The organism is Caulobacter hibisci (assembly GCF_016135805.1).
GTDB lineage: Bacteria > Pseudomonadota > Alphaproteobacteria > Caulobacterales > Caulobacteraceae > Caulobacter > Caulobacter hibisci.
The window spans coordinates 56,645-71,070 of the sequence record NZ_JADWOX010000009.1 but is presented as its reverse complement, the minus strand read 5'-3'; the positions used below and the strand labels follow the sequence as shown (position 1 = coordinate 71,070).

Annotated in this window: 14 protein-coding genes; 3 read left to right on the top strand and 11 right to left on the bottom strand. The window is 69.7% G+C overall.

The window, feature by feature from the left end; genetic code table 11:
* Nucleotides 1–74: 74 nt before the first annotated feature.
* Nucleotides 75–707 carry a LysE family translocator gene (locus I4Q42_RS14105; RefSeq protein WP_198576722.1) on the bottom strand — a complete coding sequence of 211 codons (633 nt, stop codon included), beginning with the start codon at nt 705–707 and terminating at the stop codon, nt 75–77.
* 101 nt (nt 708–808) lie between these two features.
* Entirely contained in the window at nt 809–1,255 is a 447-nt protein-coding gene (locus tag I4Q42_RS14100; protein WP_198576721.1) for a biopolymer transporter ExbD, read from the bottom strand.
* A gap of 221 nt (nt 1,256–1,476) precedes the next feature.
* On the opposite strand from I4Q42_RS14100, the gene I4Q42_RS14095 reads away from it, so the two are divergent.
* Together I4Q42_RS14095 and I4Q42_RS14090 are read left to right on the top strand one after the other, a co-directional pair.
* Nucleotides 1,477–2,499 (top strand): WD40 repeat domain-containing protein, encoded by a 1,023-nt coding sequence (locus I4Q42_RS14095; RefSeq protein ID WP_198576720.1) that lies wholly within the window; start codon nt 1,477–1,479, stop codon nt 2,497–2,499.
* Nucleotides 2,500–2,531: 32 nt separating this feature from the next.
* Nucleotides 2,532–2,930 (top strand): hypothetical protein, encoded by a 399-nt coding sequence (locus I4Q42_RS14090; protein ID WP_198576719.1) that lies wholly within the window; start codon nt 2,532–2,534, stop codon nt 2,928–2,930.
* Nucleotides 2,931–3,095: 165 nt separating this feature from the next.
* Here I4Q42_RS14090 and I4Q42_RS14085 read toward each other — a convergent pair whose 3' ends face one another.
* The 7 genes from I4Q42_RS14085 to I4Q42_RS14055 all read right to left on the bottom strand — a co-directional run bounded on the left by I4Q42_RS14085 (nt 3,096) and on the right by I4Q42_RS14055 (nt 10,637).
* Nucleotides 3,096–4,412 carry a bifunctional folylpolyglutamate synthase/dihydrofolate synthase gene (locus I4Q42_RS14085; protein WP_198576718.1) on the bottom strand — a complete coding sequence of 439 codons (1,317 nt, stop codon included), beginning with the start codon at nt 4,410–4,412 and terminating at the stop codon, nt 3,096–3,098.
* 138 nt (nt 4,413–4,550) lie between these two features.
* Entirely contained in the window at nt 4,551–5,477 is a 927-nt protein-coding gene (locus I4Q42_RS14080) for an acetyl-CoA carboxylase carboxyltransferase subunit beta (protein WP_198576717.1), read from the bottom strand.
* An 11-nt stretch (nt 5,478–5,488) separates the two neighbouring features.
* Nucleotides 5,489–6,328, bottom strand: a complete 840-nt coding sequence (gene trpA, locus I4Q42_RS14075) for a tryptophan synthase subunit alpha (protein WP_198576716.1) — start codon at nt 6,326–6,328, stop codon at nt 5,489–5,491.
* A complete protein-coding gene (gene trpB, locus I4Q42_RS14070; protein ID WP_198576715.1) occupies nt 6,328–7,560 on the bottom strand; it encodes a tryptophan synthase subunit beta in 1,233 nt (410 codons plus the stop codon). Before trpB ends, trpA begins: the two co-directional genes overlap by 1 nt.
* An 18-nt stretch (nt 7,561–7,578) precedes the next feature.
* Nucleotides 7,579–8,223, bottom strand: coding sequence for a phosphoribosylanthranilate isomerase (locus I4Q42_RS14065; RefSeq protein ID WP_198576714.1), 645 nt, complete (start codon nt 8,221–8,223; stop codon nt 7,579–7,581).
* Nucleotides 8,224–8,421: 198 nt separating this feature from the next.
* A complete protein-coding gene (locus I4Q42_RS14060) occupies nt 8,422–9,186 on the bottom strand; it encodes a 3-oxoacyl-ACP reductase (RefSeq protein WP_198576713.1) in 765 nt (254 codons plus the stop codon).
* A 35-nt stretch (nt 9,187–9,221) separates the two neighbouring features.
* Nucleotides 9,222–10,637, bottom strand: a complete 1,416-nt coding sequence (locus I4Q42_RS14055) for a sensor histidine kinase (RefSeq protein WP_232793133.1) — start codon at nt 10,635–10,637, stop codon at nt 9,222–9,224.
* 312 nt (nt 10,638–10,949) lie between these two features.
* Between I4Q42_RS14055 and I4Q42_RS14050 the strand changes: the two genes are divergently transcribed.
* On the top strand, nt 10,950–11,414 hold the full coding sequence (locus I4Q42_RS14050) for a DUF4126 domain-containing protein (protein ID WP_198576711.1): 465 nt from the start codon (nt 10,950–10,952) through the stop codon (nt 11,412–11,414).
* A gap of 134 nt (nt 11,415–11,548) precedes the next feature.
* Here the strand turns inward: I4Q42_RS14050 and I4Q42_RS14045 are convergent, their stop codons facing one another.
* Nucleotides 11,549–11,965 carry a hypothetical protein gene (locus tag I4Q42_RS14045; protein ID WP_198576710.1) on the bottom strand — a complete coding sequence of 139 codons (417 nt, stop codon included), beginning with the start codon at nt 11,963–11,965 and terminating at the stop codon, nt 11,549–11,551.
* Between the two features lie 95 nt (nt 11,966–12,060).
* Nucleotides 12,061–14,343 carry an NADP-dependent malic enzyme gene (locus I4Q42_RS14040; RefSeq protein WP_198576709.1) on the bottom strand — a complete coding sequence of 761 codons (2,283 nt, stop codon included), beginning with the start codon at nt 14,341–14,343 and terminating at the stop codon, nt 12,061–12,063.
* Nucleotides 14,344–14,426 lie beyond the last annotated feature (83 nt).

Below are 14,426 nucleotides of genomic sequence, written 5' to 3'. Positions count from 1 at the left end.
GCGTGATAGCGCCGATCAGGAGGGGTGATTAGCCGCCGGCTCGTCCACGGCCTGCTGAGCCGGTTTCAGCAGTCCTAGCGCCGCGCCTCTGTCGCCATGCGCACCGCCAGGCCGCCCAGCACGGTCGCCATCAGCCAGCGCTGCACCAGGGCAAAGCTCGGGCGGGTGGCCAGGAAGGTGGCGATCGAGCCGGCCGCCAGGCAGATCATGGCGTTGACGCTGAGGCTGATGGCGATCTGGGTGCCGCCCAGCAGCAGAGACTGGCTCAGCACCGCCCCATGCTTCGGATCGATGAACTGCGGCAGCAGCGACAGATAGAGCATTGCCGCCTTGGGGTTTAGCAGGTTGGTCAGGAAGCCCATGGCCATCAGTTTCAGCGGCGGGTCCTTGGGCAGTTCGCGCACCTGGAACGGCGAGGCGCCGCCCGGCTTGATCGCCTGCCAGGCCAGCCAGCCCAGATACAGCGCCCCGCCGAACCGCAGGACGTCGTAGGCGATCGGGGCGGCCATCAAGAGGGCGGTGATGCCCAGGGCCGCGCAGACTAGATAGACGACGAAGCCCGCCGCCGTGCCGGCCAGCGACACGATCCCGGCCCAGCGGCCCTGGCAGATCGAGCGGCTGACCAGATAGAGCATGTTCGGCCCCGGGGTCAGGGCCATGCCGAGGCACACCAGGGCGAAGGCGATCCAGGTCTTGGCGTCGGGCATCGGGAAGGGGCTCCGGAAGACTGACCAGGGAAGCGGGCAAGAAAAAGGGCCGGTCGCTTTCGCGGCCGGCCCTTGGTCTGTTTGGCTGTCGCCGAAGATCCTTAGTGGATGTCTTCGTTGATCAGGCCGACCTTGTACCAGCCAGCGGTCTGCAGCTGGTTCAGCACGCCCATGAAGTCGGCGTACAGCACGTCGGCGTCGGCGCGGATCATGACGCGCTGATCGTCCTTCGGGCCGGCTTCGCCTTGCGAGGCGAACTTGGCGTCCAGGTCGAACTGCAGGTTGTCGAGGCTGGTCTGCTTGTCCGCGATGAACAGCGCGCCCGACTTCTGGATCGAGATGAAGACCGGATCCTTCGGCTTCTGGCCCGGAGGGGGCGGCGAAGCCGGCGGCAGGTCGATCTTGATCGAGGTCACGGCCATCGGCACGGCGACCATGAAGATGATGAGCAGAACGAGCAGAATGTCGACGAAGGGCGTGACGTTGATTTCTGAATTCTGGTTCAGCGAGTAGCGACCGCCGCCGCCGCCAGCAAGTTTAGCCGCCATAGCCTGACTGTCTCCCAGGGATCGCCCCCAGGCGATCCAGAAATTGTTAGAGGCCACGTCTGGCGCAGACGGGCGGGGAAGTAAAGCCCGAGGAGGCGCTGCAATGGCAACCCCTTTTGTGACTCTTTTTGGCCTAACGCCGTTCAGATAGCGGTTTCAAGGCTTAAGCCTCGCGCTACGGGCGACTAGCCTTGGCATCCAGGCCGCGCTATGGCGCGCGGATGATCTATTCCTTCGACGCCTACGTCACCGCCGCCCTGTTCGATCGGGCCGGCCGCGCCGGATTCGCTCTCGGCGACGGCACCGTCCGATTCGAGGCCGACGGCGGCTTCGTCACCGTCGAGGCCCATGGCGGGGCGATGGGCGGCGCGGTGCTGGCCGCCTGCGTCCACCCCTCGGGCCGGGGCCTGGTGACCGGCGGCGACGATGGCCGCGTGGTCTGGAGCCGGGTCGAGGGCGACGAGGTCGTGGCCACCCTGCTGGCCGAGGTGAAGGGCAAGTGGATCGAGCACGTGGCCGCCAGCGCCGCCTCGGGCCTGATCGCCTTCACGGCCGGCAAGGAGGTCCATGTGCTGGACACGGCCGACGCCGAATTCCGCCGCACCTACGTCCATGAAAAGACCGTCTCGGGCGTGGCCTTCGATCCGAAGGGCAAGCGCCTGGCCGCGGCCGGCTACGGCGGCGTGTCGCTGTGGTGGAGCCGCATCGCCGACCAGAAGCCGACGGTGATGAAGTGGGCGGGCAGCCACGTGGCCCTGGCCTACAGCCCCGACGGCAAGTTCCTGGTCTCGTCGATGCAGGAGAACCAGCTACACGGCTGGCGCCTGAGCGACGGCAAGGACATGCGGATGGGCGGCTATCCGGCCAAGATCAAGAGCCTGGCCTTCCTCGACAAGGGCAACCTGCTGGTCACCGCCGGCGCCAACGGCGCGGTCGTCTGGCCGTTCGCCGGCGCCAGCGGCCCGATGGGCAAGGAAGCCGCCGAGATCGGCTTCTCCCGCGATTCGCTGGTGGTGCAGGTGGCGGGCGTCGACGCCCTGCCGGTGGCCATCGCCGGCCAGGACAACGGCCGCATCTGGGCCGCCCACCTGCGCTCGGGCCGCATCGAGACCCTGAAGGCCGAACGCGGCGCCCCGATCAGCAGCCTGGCGGTCGACGCCGGCGGCACGCGCCTGGCCTGGGGCGACGAAAGCGGCGAGGCGGGGATCCTGGCCGTGCCGGATATCTCGACGCGGAATTTCTAAGGCGGGCCAGCTGGTTGGCGTGGGGCGGGCGAATGGACCTCAAGGTTCTTTGGGCAAGGTTCTGCACCAGATGGTTCCCGGTGACCGTGCGTGATCCGACGGCGGTTGCGCAGGGTTTGATCGGCGTCCTTATGGATCCGACCGCCCCGCATGGTGATCGTGAAGAAGCGGCGACGGATCTGTCCGCCTACGACGTCGATGGCGTCGAGGATGCGCTGGCCCGGATCGCCTGCGACGCCTCGATCTACGAGGGATTGGCCGACGCCTGCGGAGAGTCCTTGGCCGAAATCTGGCACCGCACTGGCAGGATCAACGACGCTATCCTGGTTCGCCTTTCGCCGGTCGCTCTCGAGACTATGCTGTCGATACTCGCGGGTCTGTCGCCTGACCTAGCGGTGGATGCGACCAAGCGGTTGCGCGCCGAAATCTAGTTCAGGTCCCCCAATCTCCCGTCATTCCCGCCCTTGTGGCGGGAATCCCTCGTTCCGCGTGCACGTGAGGCGCAAGCGACGTGCTCGGCACGTCGCCTCTCTAGCCTTTTGCGGCTGACAGAGGGTTTCCCGCCACAAGGGCGGGAATGACGGGAGGGGGTGGCTTCAGACCGGCCAGGTCGCTTCGCTCGCGCCCAGCACCTCGCCCGCCAGGTACAGCGACCCGCAGATCAGCACATGGGGCACGGGACCCAGCGCCAGCGCCCGGCTGAGCGCGTCGTCCAGCCCGACGCAGGCGCAGGCGCGCAGGCCGGCCAGTTCGGCGGCGGCGGCGGTTTCGGCGGCGCTGGCGGCGGCGTGGCCTTCGAAGGTGACGGTGAAGACCTTGGCCGCGATCCCCCGGAAGGCTCCGAAGAAGCCGGTGGCGTCCTTGTTGGCCAGCAGGCCCGCGATCAGCGCCACGGGGCGGCCGTCACGGGCGGCCAGATCGGCCACGGCCCGGGCCACGGCGCGGCCGGCGTGAGGATTGTGGCCGCCGTCGAGCCACAGGTCGGCGCCGGCGCTCGTAGCCTTCTCCGCGTAGGGACCGGCCGTCAGCCGCTGGAAGCGGGCCGGCCACACCGTGCCAGCAATTCCCCGGCCCATGGCCGCCTCGTCGATCCTCGGGTCGTCCAGGGCCAGCAGGGCGGCGACGGCCAGGCCTGCATTGGCGAACTGGTGCTCGCCGGGCAGGGCGGGGGCGGGCAGGTCGAGCAGGCGGTCCTGGGTCTGGACGAGCAGGCGTCCGCGTTCCTCCCAGGCGTCGAACTCGCGGCCCATGAGCGTGAGCTCGACCCCGGCCAGGGCGGCGGCGGTCTCCAGCACGCCGTCGACCGAGTCCTGCTGGCGGGCGCTGACGGCGGGGGCGCCGGGCTTGATGATCCCGGCCTTTTCGGCGGCGATCAGTTCGATCGTGTCGCCCAGGAATTCGCGGTGGTCGATGTCGATCGGGGCGATGACGCTGACCGCCGGCGCGGCGATGACGTTGGTGGCGTCGAGCACGCCGCCCAGCCCGACCTCGACGATGCACAGGTCGGCGGGGGTCTCGGCGAAGGCGACAAAGGCCGCGGCCGTGGTGATCTCGAAGAAGGTGATGGCCTCGCCGGCGTTGGCGGCTTCGACCCGCTCCAGCACGTCGGCCAGGTGATCCTCGGTGATCAGCGTCCCGGCCAGGCGGATGCGCTCGACGAAGCGCACCAGGTGGGGCGAGGTGAAGACGTGCACCTTCAGCCCGGCGGCCTCGGCCATGTGGCGCAGATAGGCCACCGTCGAGCCCTTGCCGTTGGTGCCGGCCACGTGGATCACCGGCGGCAGGCGGTCCTGCGGGTCGGCCAGAGCGGCGCACAGCCGGCGCATGCGGTCCAGCGACAGGTCGATCAGCTTGGGATGCAGGGCCTGCAGCCGCGCCAGCGCGGCGTCGTGGGCGCGGAGGTGGTCGGTCATGGGTTCGCGATCAAGATCCTCCCCCTCTGGGGGAGGGGGACCCCGAAGGGGTGGAGGGGGCCGCCGTCAGGCGGCTGCGCCGCACCCCCTCAGTCGGCTTTGCCGACAGCTCCCCCAGAGGGGGAGCATCTTCGAATTCTAAGCCGCCTTGCGGCCGCGGCCCAGCATCAGGGTGCCGAGGATCGAGCCGAGGGTGGACGGCAGGTCCTTGCGGGCGGTGACGCGGTCGACCATGCCCTTTTCGACGAGGTATTCCGAACGCTGGAAGCCCGGCGGCAGGGTCTCGCGGATGGTCTGCTCGATGACGCGCGGGCCGGCGAAGCCGATCAGGGCGCCCGGCTCGGCCAGGTGGACGTCGCCCAGCATGGCGTAGGAGGCGGTGACGCCGCCGGTGGTCGGGTCGGTGAGGACCACGACATAGGGCAGGGCCGCGTCGTTGAGCTCGTTGATGGCCAGGGTGGTGCGGGCCATCTGCATCAGCGACAGGGCGCCTTCCTGCATGCGCGCGCCGCCGGCGGCGGTGAAGGCGATCAGCGGGACTTCACGGGCCAGGGCGGCCTTGGCGGCGGCGATGAAGCCCTCGCCGGCGGCCATGCCCAGCGATCCGCCCATGAAGGCGAAGTCCTGGACCAGCACGACGGCGTCGACGCCGCCGACCTTGCCGTAGCCGATGGCCATGGCGTCCTGCTCGCCGGTGCTCTTGCGAGCGGCGGCCAGGCGATCCTTGTAGGGCTTGCCGTCCGAGAACTTCAGCGGGTCTTCCACGACCGACGGGGTCGGCAGGGACTCGTACTGGCCTTCGTCGAAGGTGAACTTGAAGCGCGCCTCGGGACCGATGCGCATGTGGCGTCCGGCCGGGGTGACCCACAGGGCCGCCTCCAGGTCGGAGCGATAGATCATCTCGCCCGTGTCGGGGCACTTGACCCACAGATTCTCGGGCGTTTCGCGCTTGGCGAAGGCCCCGCGCACGCCGGGCGCGATGCGGGACAGCCAGCCGCCGCGACGGTCCGTCGAGGTCTTGGTCTTGTCGCCCTTCTTGGGGCCTTGGGGTTCAGCCATCGCCATAGCCTTTAGCCTCACACCGTTGCGAGTCGCGCCGATCGCACAGCCTTAGCCAGCTCCGACGCCTTGGAAAGAACCTTTTGGGTCACGTTTTCGTTCAACGCGGCCGCCGCTGCGATTTCGTCGACCAGGGCCGAACCGACCACGACGCCGTCGGCGACGCGGGCCACCTGGGCGGCGCGCTCGGGGGTCTTGATGCCGAAACCGACCGCCACCGGCAGGCCCGAAGCGGCCCGCAGGCGCTCCACCGGGCTGCGCACGGCGTCGGCGTCGGCTTCCTTGACGCCGGTCACGCCGGCCACCGAGACGTAGTAGATGAAGCCCGAGGTGCGCTGCACCACGGCCGGCAGACGCTTGTCGTCGGTCGTCGGCGTGGCCAGGCGGATCAGGTCCATCTTGGCGCCGTTCAGCGCGTCGGTCAGGGCGTCGGCCTCTTCCGGCGGGCAGTCGACGATGATCACCCCGTCGGCGCCGGCGTTCGAGGCGTCATCGGCGAAGGCCTCGAAGCCGTAGGACAGCACCGGGTTCAGATAGCCCATCAGCACGATCGGCGTGACCGTGTTGGTCTCGCGGAAGCGGCGAACGATGCCGAGCACGTCGCGCATCTTAGTGCCGGCCGCCAGCGAGCGCTGCGAGGCCAGCTGGATGGTCGGGCCCTCGGCCATCGGATCCGAGAAGGGCATGCCCAGCTCGATGACGTCGGCGTGTTCCGCCAGGCCCGTCAGCAGCTCGAACGAGGTCTCCAGGTCCGGGTCGCCGGCCATGATGTAGGCGATGAACAGGGCGCGGTGGTCGTTTTCCCGCTGGAAGGCGCGCTGCAGGCGGGTGCCGTCGCGATAGCTGGTCACGCTCATCAGATGGTCCGTCCCAGGGCGTCCGCCACGGTGAAGATGTCCTTGTCGCCCCGGCCCGACAGGCAGAGCACGATGATCCCGCCCTCGCCGATCTCCTTGGCCAGCTGCGGCAGCTTGGCCAGGGCGTGGGCGCTTTCCAGGGCGGGGATGATGCCCTCGAGCTCGGCGCACAGCTGGAAGGCCTTCAGGGCCTCGTCATCGGTGCAGGTCAGGTACTGGGCGCGGCCGATGTCGTGCAGGAACGAGTGCTCCGGCCCGATGCCCGGATAGTCCAGGCCCGCGCTGATCGAGTGGGCGTCGAGGATCTGGCCGTCGTCGTCCTGCAGCAGGTAGGTCTTGTTGCCGTGCAGCACGCCCGGGCGACCGCCGGTCAGGGACGCGGCGTGCTTGTCGGTCTCCAGGCCGTGGCCCGAGGCCTCGACGCCATAGATCTTGACGCTTTCGTCGGCCAGGAACGGGTGGAACATGCCGATGGCGTTCGAACCGCCGCCCACGCAGGCGACGACGGCGTCGGGCAGGCGGCCTTCCAGCTCCTGGATCTGCTCGCGGGTCTCGCTGCCGATCACCGCCTGGAAGTCGCGGACCATGGCCGGATAGGGGTGGGGACCGGCGGCGGTGCCGATCATGTAGTAGGTGTCTTCGACGTTGGTGACCCAGTCGCGCATGGCCTCGTTCATGGCGTCCTTGAGGGTCGCCGCCCCCGAGGTCACCGGGCGCACTTCGGCGCCGAGCAGGTTCATGCGGAAGACGTTGGGCTTTTGCCGGGCGACGTCGACGGCGCCCATATAGACCACGCAGGGCAGGCCGAAGCGGGCGGTGACGGTGGCCGAGGCCACGCCGTGCTGGCCGGCGCCGGTCTCGGCGATGATCCGGGTCTTGCCCATGCGCTGGGCCAGCAGGATCTGACCCATGCAGTTGTTGATCTTGTGCGCGCCGGTGTGGTTCAGCTCTTCGCGCTTGAAGTAGATCTTGGCGCCGCCGAGATGCTGGCTCAGCCGCTCGGCGAAATAGAGCGGGCTCGGCCGGCCCACATAGTGGGTCAGGTAGCCGCGCAGCTCCGCCTGGAACGCCGGATCGTTCTTGGCTTCCGTGTAGGCCCGGTCCAGCTCGAGCACGAGCGGCATCAGGGTCTCGGCCACATAGAGGCCGCCATAGTCGCCGAAGCGCCCCTTGGCGTCGGGATAGGCGGACCAGTCGTTAGGCCGTTCGGCAGGCGAGACAGGAGCGTTCAAGATCGGTCTTCCGGGCTTTTAGGCGCGTTTGACGGCGTCGAGGAACGCCGCGATCAGAGCCGGGTCCTTTAGGCCCGGACCGCGTTCCACGCCAGAGGAAACGTCCACCAGCGGGGCCCCGGAGGCCTTGACCGCCTGCGCCACGTTCCACGGGTCCAGCCCGCCGGCGAGGAAATGCGGGCGAGAAAATCGCCGGCCTTCCAGCAGGCTCCAGTCGAACCTTGCGCCGGTGCCGCCGGGCAGGGCGGATCCTTCCACCGGCTTGGCGTCGAACAGGAATTGCTCGGCGACGGTCTCGTACGCCTTGGCCTGGTCGACATCGGCCGACGAGGACACGGAGAAGGCCTTGATCACCCCGGCGCCGCTGCGCTGCGCGATCTCGCGGACGCGGGCGGGGGTCTCCTTGCCGTGCACCTGGATCAGGTCGGGGCGCATCGTGGCCATCAGCCGGTCGACCAGGGCGTCGTCGGGATCGACGGTGACGGCCACGGTCTTGACGCCCTTGCCGCGGATCGGCGCGACGAGGCGCTCGGCGGCTTCGGGCGTCAGGTTGCGGGGGCTTTTTTCGAAGAACACGAAGCCCAGATAGGCCGCGCCGCCGTCGAAGGCGGCCTTCACCGTCTCCGCCGTCGAAAGCCCGCAGATCTTGGCCTTGGTGGTCATGGCGGGGGAGTTACGGTGGGGAAGGCGGTTGTGCAAGTCCTCCGCCTCGATCGGACAGGCCAGCTACCCCCTACAGAGGTCATCGCCCGGCCTGTCCGGGCGACCCAAGCGGCGCGTCAGAAAGTGGCTGGCTCGGCTTGGGTCGCCCGCATGAAGCGGGCGATGACTTCTAAAAAGTGAGGCGAAAGGACTCCCCGATCAGTCCCGCACCAGCCCGCCATCGACCACCAGGTTCTGCCCCGTCACCGCCCGCGCCCAGGGGCTGGCGAAGAACAGCACGGCGTCGGCGAATTCGGCCGGGGTGGTGACCGAGCGCAGCGGGGTCATGCCGGCGATCAGGTCGAAGACCGGCTCGGGCGTGGCGGCGCTGGCGCCGGTGACGCGCAGCAGGCCGCCGGAGACCATGTTGACGGTGATGCCGGCCGGGCCGAGGTCGCCGCAGGCCGTGCGGGTCAGCGACAGCAGGGCGGCCTTGACCGCCGTATAGTCGTGATAGGGCACGACCGGGTTCTGGAACAGGTTGGTGCCGACATTGATCACGCGGCCGAAGCCGGCGTCGGTCATGTCGGGGGCCGCGGCCTGGATGACGTTCAGCGCGCCCTTCAGCACGGTGAGGGTCTGCTTCTCGAAGTCCTCCCAGGCGATGCTGGTCAGCTGGGCGCGGGCGTCGCCGTTGAAGCTGTAGTCGAGGGCGTTGTTGACCACGGTGGTCACGTGACCGCCGAAGGCGGCCTTGGCGGCGGCGAACATCGCCTCGACGGCGGGGCGGTCGGCGACGTCGGCCTGGACGGCGATGGCGCGCCCCTCGCCGCCCAGTTCGGCGGCCAGGGCCTCGGCGGCGTCCTGGCTGGTGCGGTAGTTGATCACGACGCGGGCGCCCTGGCGGGAGAAGGCGCGGGCGATCTCGGCCCCCAGGCCCCGGCCGGCGCCGGTGACGAGGACGATCTGGTCGGACAGCTGCATTCTTTGGAACTCCTGGAACTCGGCCAGGGGTCCCCTTAGCGCCGTTCGTCCAGGCTGGCGACGACGCCGAGTTCCGGCGAGGGCGGGGTCGGTTCGGGGACCTGGGCCTCTAGCCGGCAGACCAGGCCCTCCGATCGCCAGTCCATCCGCGCCTGGCCGCGCAGCTCGCCGCGCAGGCTGCGCTCGATCAGCCGCGAGCCGAAGCCGCGCCGGGCGGGCGGGGCGTCGACGACCGGGCCGCCGCTCTCGACCCAGGTCAGGCACAGGGCCCGCGCCACGGGGTCGAAGCTCCAGTTCACCGCCACCGTCCCGTCGACATTGGACAGCCCGCCGTACTTCAGGGCGTTGGTGGCCAGCTCGTGGAAGATCAGCGACATGGTCAGGGCCCCGCCCGGCGGCAGGAAGCAGGCCGGCCCCTCGACGCTGACCCGGCCGGCGGCGGCGGTGAACGGGGCCAGAGCCCGCTGGGCCACCTCGCGCAGTTCGGCCCCGTGCCAGCTTTCGCGGGTCAGGACGTCGTGGGCCAGCGACAGGCCCAAGAGGCGCGACTCGAACTTCTCGAAGGCGGTGACCGGGTCGGGCTCGTTGCGCAGGGTCTGGGCGGCCATCGACTGGACCGTGGCCAGGGTGTTCTTCACGCGGTGGTTCAGCTCGTTGATCAGCAGGCGCAGCTGGCCCTCGTGGCGTTCCTTCTCGGCCTCGACCCGCTTGCGCACGGTGATGTCGGCGATGATCGCCACCAGATAGGCCGGCTGGCCGCGCGGCTGCACCCGCGAGACGGTCAGGCGGATCCACAGCAGCTCGCCGTCGCCGGCCCGGAGGCGGCGCTCGGCGGCGTAGGTGTCGATCCGCCGGGCCAGCAGGGCCCGCACCTCGGCCTGGGCCCCGGGCAGGTCCTCCGGCTCGATCAGCTCGGCGGCGTTGCCGGCCAGCAGGTGCTGGCGGCTATGGCGGGTGATGGCGCAGAAGCGGTCGTTGACCTCCTGGAAGGCGCCGCGCGGCGAGATCCGCGCCACCCCCATCGAGGCCTGGTCGAACACGGCCTTGTAGCGGGCCTCCGCCGCTTCCAGCCGAAGGCGCGCCTCGACGGCGGCGGTGACCACCTCGGTATAGAGCACCAGCCCGCCGATCGCCCCGTCGTCGGTGCGCCAGGGGGCCATCGACCAGCGGATCCACTCCACCCGGCCGGCGCGGTCGACATAGCGGTCGCCGACGTCCTCGCGCAGCTCGACCCCCTCCTCGATCACCCGTGCGTGCAGGTCGCGCCAGTGCCGGGGGATCTCGGGAAACACCTCGTAGTGGACGCGCCCCAGCAGCGGCAGGTCGGCCGACAGCCCCTGGTCGGTCAGGTACTGGCTCGAATGGGCCAGGTAGCGCATCGAGCGGTCGAAGATGGCGATACCCAGCGGCGCGTGCTTCAGGGCCGTGGTCAGGCTAGGCGACGCGATCATCGGGCGGGCGGGGGCTCCGAACGGCGGGAGCGATATCATGGCCACGTTCGCACGCGAGGCGCTAGACATGATCCTTCTCCCCTTGCGGGAGAAGGTGGCGGCTGAAAGCCGTCGGATGAGGGGTCTCTCAAAAGTCCGACGAGCGCGCCCGGTCAAACTGCTTTCGCGGCTGACGGGACTTTCGACCCCTCACCCGACCCGCTGCGCGGGCCACCCTCTCCCGCAAGGGGAGAGGGATCGTTTGGCGGGCCCGGCGTGTTGCACCCCAGACCCCAGCCCCAGCCCCAGCCCCAGCCCCGGAGACACCCCGCCATGCTCGCCTCGTTCCTGATCGGCCTCGCCGCCGGCGCCCGCGCCCTGACCCCGTTCGCTGCCGTCAGCGACGCGGCCGCCAAGGGCCAGCTGCCGGCCGACAACGGCGCGCCGTCGTGGCTGGGCCATCCGCTGGTCAGCGCCGGGACCAAGGCCTTGGCCGCCGCCGAGCTGTGGGGCGACAAGCTGCACTCGGCCCCCGACCGCATCGTCCCGGCCGGCCTGCTGGCCCGCGTGGTCACCGCCGGCATCGCCGGCGCGGCCCTGGCCCCGAGGAACCGCGCGCTCGCCGGCGGCGTGCTGGGCGCCACGGCGGCCCTGGTCGCGGCCTATGTCACCTTCGACCTGCGGATGGCGGCGCTGCATCGCTATGGCCAGACCCCGACGGGGCTGGTGGAGGACGCGCTGACCGTCGCGGCGGCTCGGGCGGTGGTTGGTGGCGCGAGCCGGGGCGCGATCGCTTAGGGCCGCGTCGCGACCATGCTAGGGTGGCGCGAGCCTGGAGGCCCGGCCATGACCCCATCGATCCGCACCCTGCATTTCGCCGCCGGCGTCGTCTGCGGCGGCCTGCTGGCGGGGCTCGCCCTCGCCCTGGCGACCTAGGGCTTCTGGAAGCGCGGATCGATCCGGCGCGCTAGGTCAAGCGGATAGGACTGGCTGACCGTGAAGCCGCCGTCCGGCCTGCGCGACAGATAGAGCGCCCAGGTCTCGCCGACCCCGGCGATCGCCTGGCCGTCGTCGCAGGCGGCTGGTTCGCCCGTCCGCCCGATCTCGAACACCGTCGCCGCCGGGCCCACTTCGCCCTCGACGGCCTGGATCCCGGTCGCTTGCGCCCGCCAGCCTCGGCCGTCCAGCGGCGCGGCCCGCTCGACCCGCGCCAGCACCACGGCGTCATAGGCATGCGCCACCCGCGCCTCCGGCGGCTGGTTTACCCGGCAGGCCTGCGCGCCGCCCGCGATCCCGAGCGTCAGGGCGACCGCCAACGCAGAGGCGGCGAATTGCTGCGTGCTAGCCATGGCGAGTTTCCAGGTGAGCGATTGGAAAGCACAGCCTTGGCGCGAATTGCGGCGTGGGGATGGCGGGGCGCTTAAGGCCCCGCCGTCTTGTTCGCCTACTCCCCCGCCTCCACCGGCTGATCGTAAGCCGCCATCATCGCCATGTTCAGGATCTTCGACACCGAAGCGCCCAGCGGGCAGATCTGGATCGACTTGGAGAGGCCCAGCAGCACCGGCCCGATCACCGTCGCGCCGCCCAGGGACTGGACGAGTTTGGTCGAGATCGAGGCGGCGTGGATGGCTGGCATGACCAGGATGTTGGCGCTGTCGGTCAGGCGCATGAACGGGTAGTTCAGCCGCTTTTCCGGATCCAGGGCCAGTTCGGGCGGCATTTCGCCCTCGTATTCGAAGTCGACGCCCATCTCGTCGAGGGTGGCGACGGCCTCGCGGACCTTGTCGGAGCGCTCGCCCATCGGGTTGCCGAAGGTGGAGTAGCTCATGAAGGCCACGCGCGGCTTGAAGCCCAGGCGGGCGACGGCGCGGGCGGCTTCGCAGGCGATCTCGACCAGCTCGTCGGCGTCGGGCAGTTCGGTGACGTTGGTGTCGGCCACGAAGATGGTCCGGCCCTTGGCCAGCACCACCGACATGCCCATGATCCGGCCGTTCGGGGCCGGGTCGACGACGCGCAGCACCTCGTCCAGGGCCTGGTCGAAGCTGCGGGTGACGCCGGTGACCATGCCGTCGGCCTCGCCCAGGGTGACCATCGAGGCGGCGAAGCTGTTGCGGTCCTGGTTGATCAGGCGCTGGACGTCGCGGCGCAGGAAGCCCTGGCGCTGCAGGCGGGCGTAGAGGGCGTCGACATAGTCGGGATTGCGGTCGGAAAGCCGGGCGTTGTGGATCTCCAGGCCCGCGGTCTCGGGATCCAGGCCCACGAGCTTCATGTTCTCGTGCACCAGGTTCTCGCGGCCGCAGAGGATGGCCTTGCCGTAGCCGCCGGTCTGGAAGGCGTAGGCGGCGCGGATCACCGACGGCTCCTCGCCCTCGGCGAAGACGATGCGCTTGGGATTGGCCATCACCGAGCCGGCGATCTTCTGCAGGAAGCCGGCGGTGGGGTCGAGGCGCTGGGCCAGGCTCTGGCGATAGCCGTCCATGTCGGCGATCGGCTTGCGGGCCACGCCCGTGTCCATGGCCGCCTGGGCCACGAACGGCGGCACGTACCAGATCAGGCGCGGGTCGAAGGCCGAGGGGATGATGTAGTTGGGGCCGAACTTCAGCTGGCGGCCGTGATAGGCGGCGGCCACCTCGTCGGGCACGTCCTCGCGGGCCAGCATGGCTAGGGCCTGGGCGCAGGCGATCTTCATCTCATGGTTCACGCGGCGGGCCCGCACGTCGAGCGCCCCGCGGAAGATGTAGGGAAAGCCCAGGACGTTGTTGACCTGGTTGGGATAGTCGCTGCGGCCGGTGCCCATGATCGCGTCCTTGCGGACGGCGTGCACCTCTTCCGGGGTGATCTCCGGGTCCGGATTGGCCATGGCGAAGATCACCGGATTGGGCGCCATGCTGGCGATCATCGCCGGGGTGAAGGCCCCCTTGGCCGACAGGCCCAGCAGCACGTCGGCGCCTGCCACGGCTTCTTCCAGGGTGCGCTTGTCGGTCTCGACCGCGTGGGCGCTCTTCCACTGGTTCATGCCCTCGGTGCGGCCGCGATAGAGCACGCCCTTGCTGTCGCAGGCGATGACGTTCTCGGGGCGCACGCCCATGGCCTTGATCAGGTCCATGGAGGCGATGCCGGCCGCGCCGGGGCCGTTCAGCACGACCTTTACGTCGGCGAGGTTCTTGCCGGTGATGTGGCAGGCGTTGATCAGGCCGGCGGCGCAGATGATCGCCGTGCCGTGCTGGTCGTCGTGGAACACCGGGATGTCGAGCAGCTCCTGCAGCTCGGTCTCGATGCGGAAGCATTCGGGGCTCTTGATGTCCTCGAGATTGATGCCGCCGAAGGTGACGCCGATGTTCTTGACGACGGTGATGATCTCGTCGGCGTCCTTGGTGGAGACCTCGATGTCGATGCTGTCGACGTCGGCGAAGCGCTTGAAGAGCACGCTCTTGCCTTCCATCACCGGCTTGGAGGCCAGGGCCCCCAGGTCGCCCAGGCCCAGGATCGCCGTGCCGTTGGAGATCACCGCCACCAGGTTGCCCTTGGAGGTGTACTCGTAGGCCATGTCGGGATCGGCCGCGATCGCGTGCACCGGCACCGCCACGCCCGGCGAATAGGCCAGGCTGAGGTCGCGCTGGGTCGCCATCGGCTTGGTGGGGGTCACCGCCAGCTTCCCCGGCTGGGGATAGCGGTGGAAGGCCAAGGCCTCCGCATCGGTGAAGGTCTTGCGTTCCGCGTCGCTCATGGCGCGTTTCCTGTCCTGCGTAGCCAGTTGAAATGGACCCGCCGAACGATGCGACGCGTCCTTATGCCGATCAGCCTAGCGAC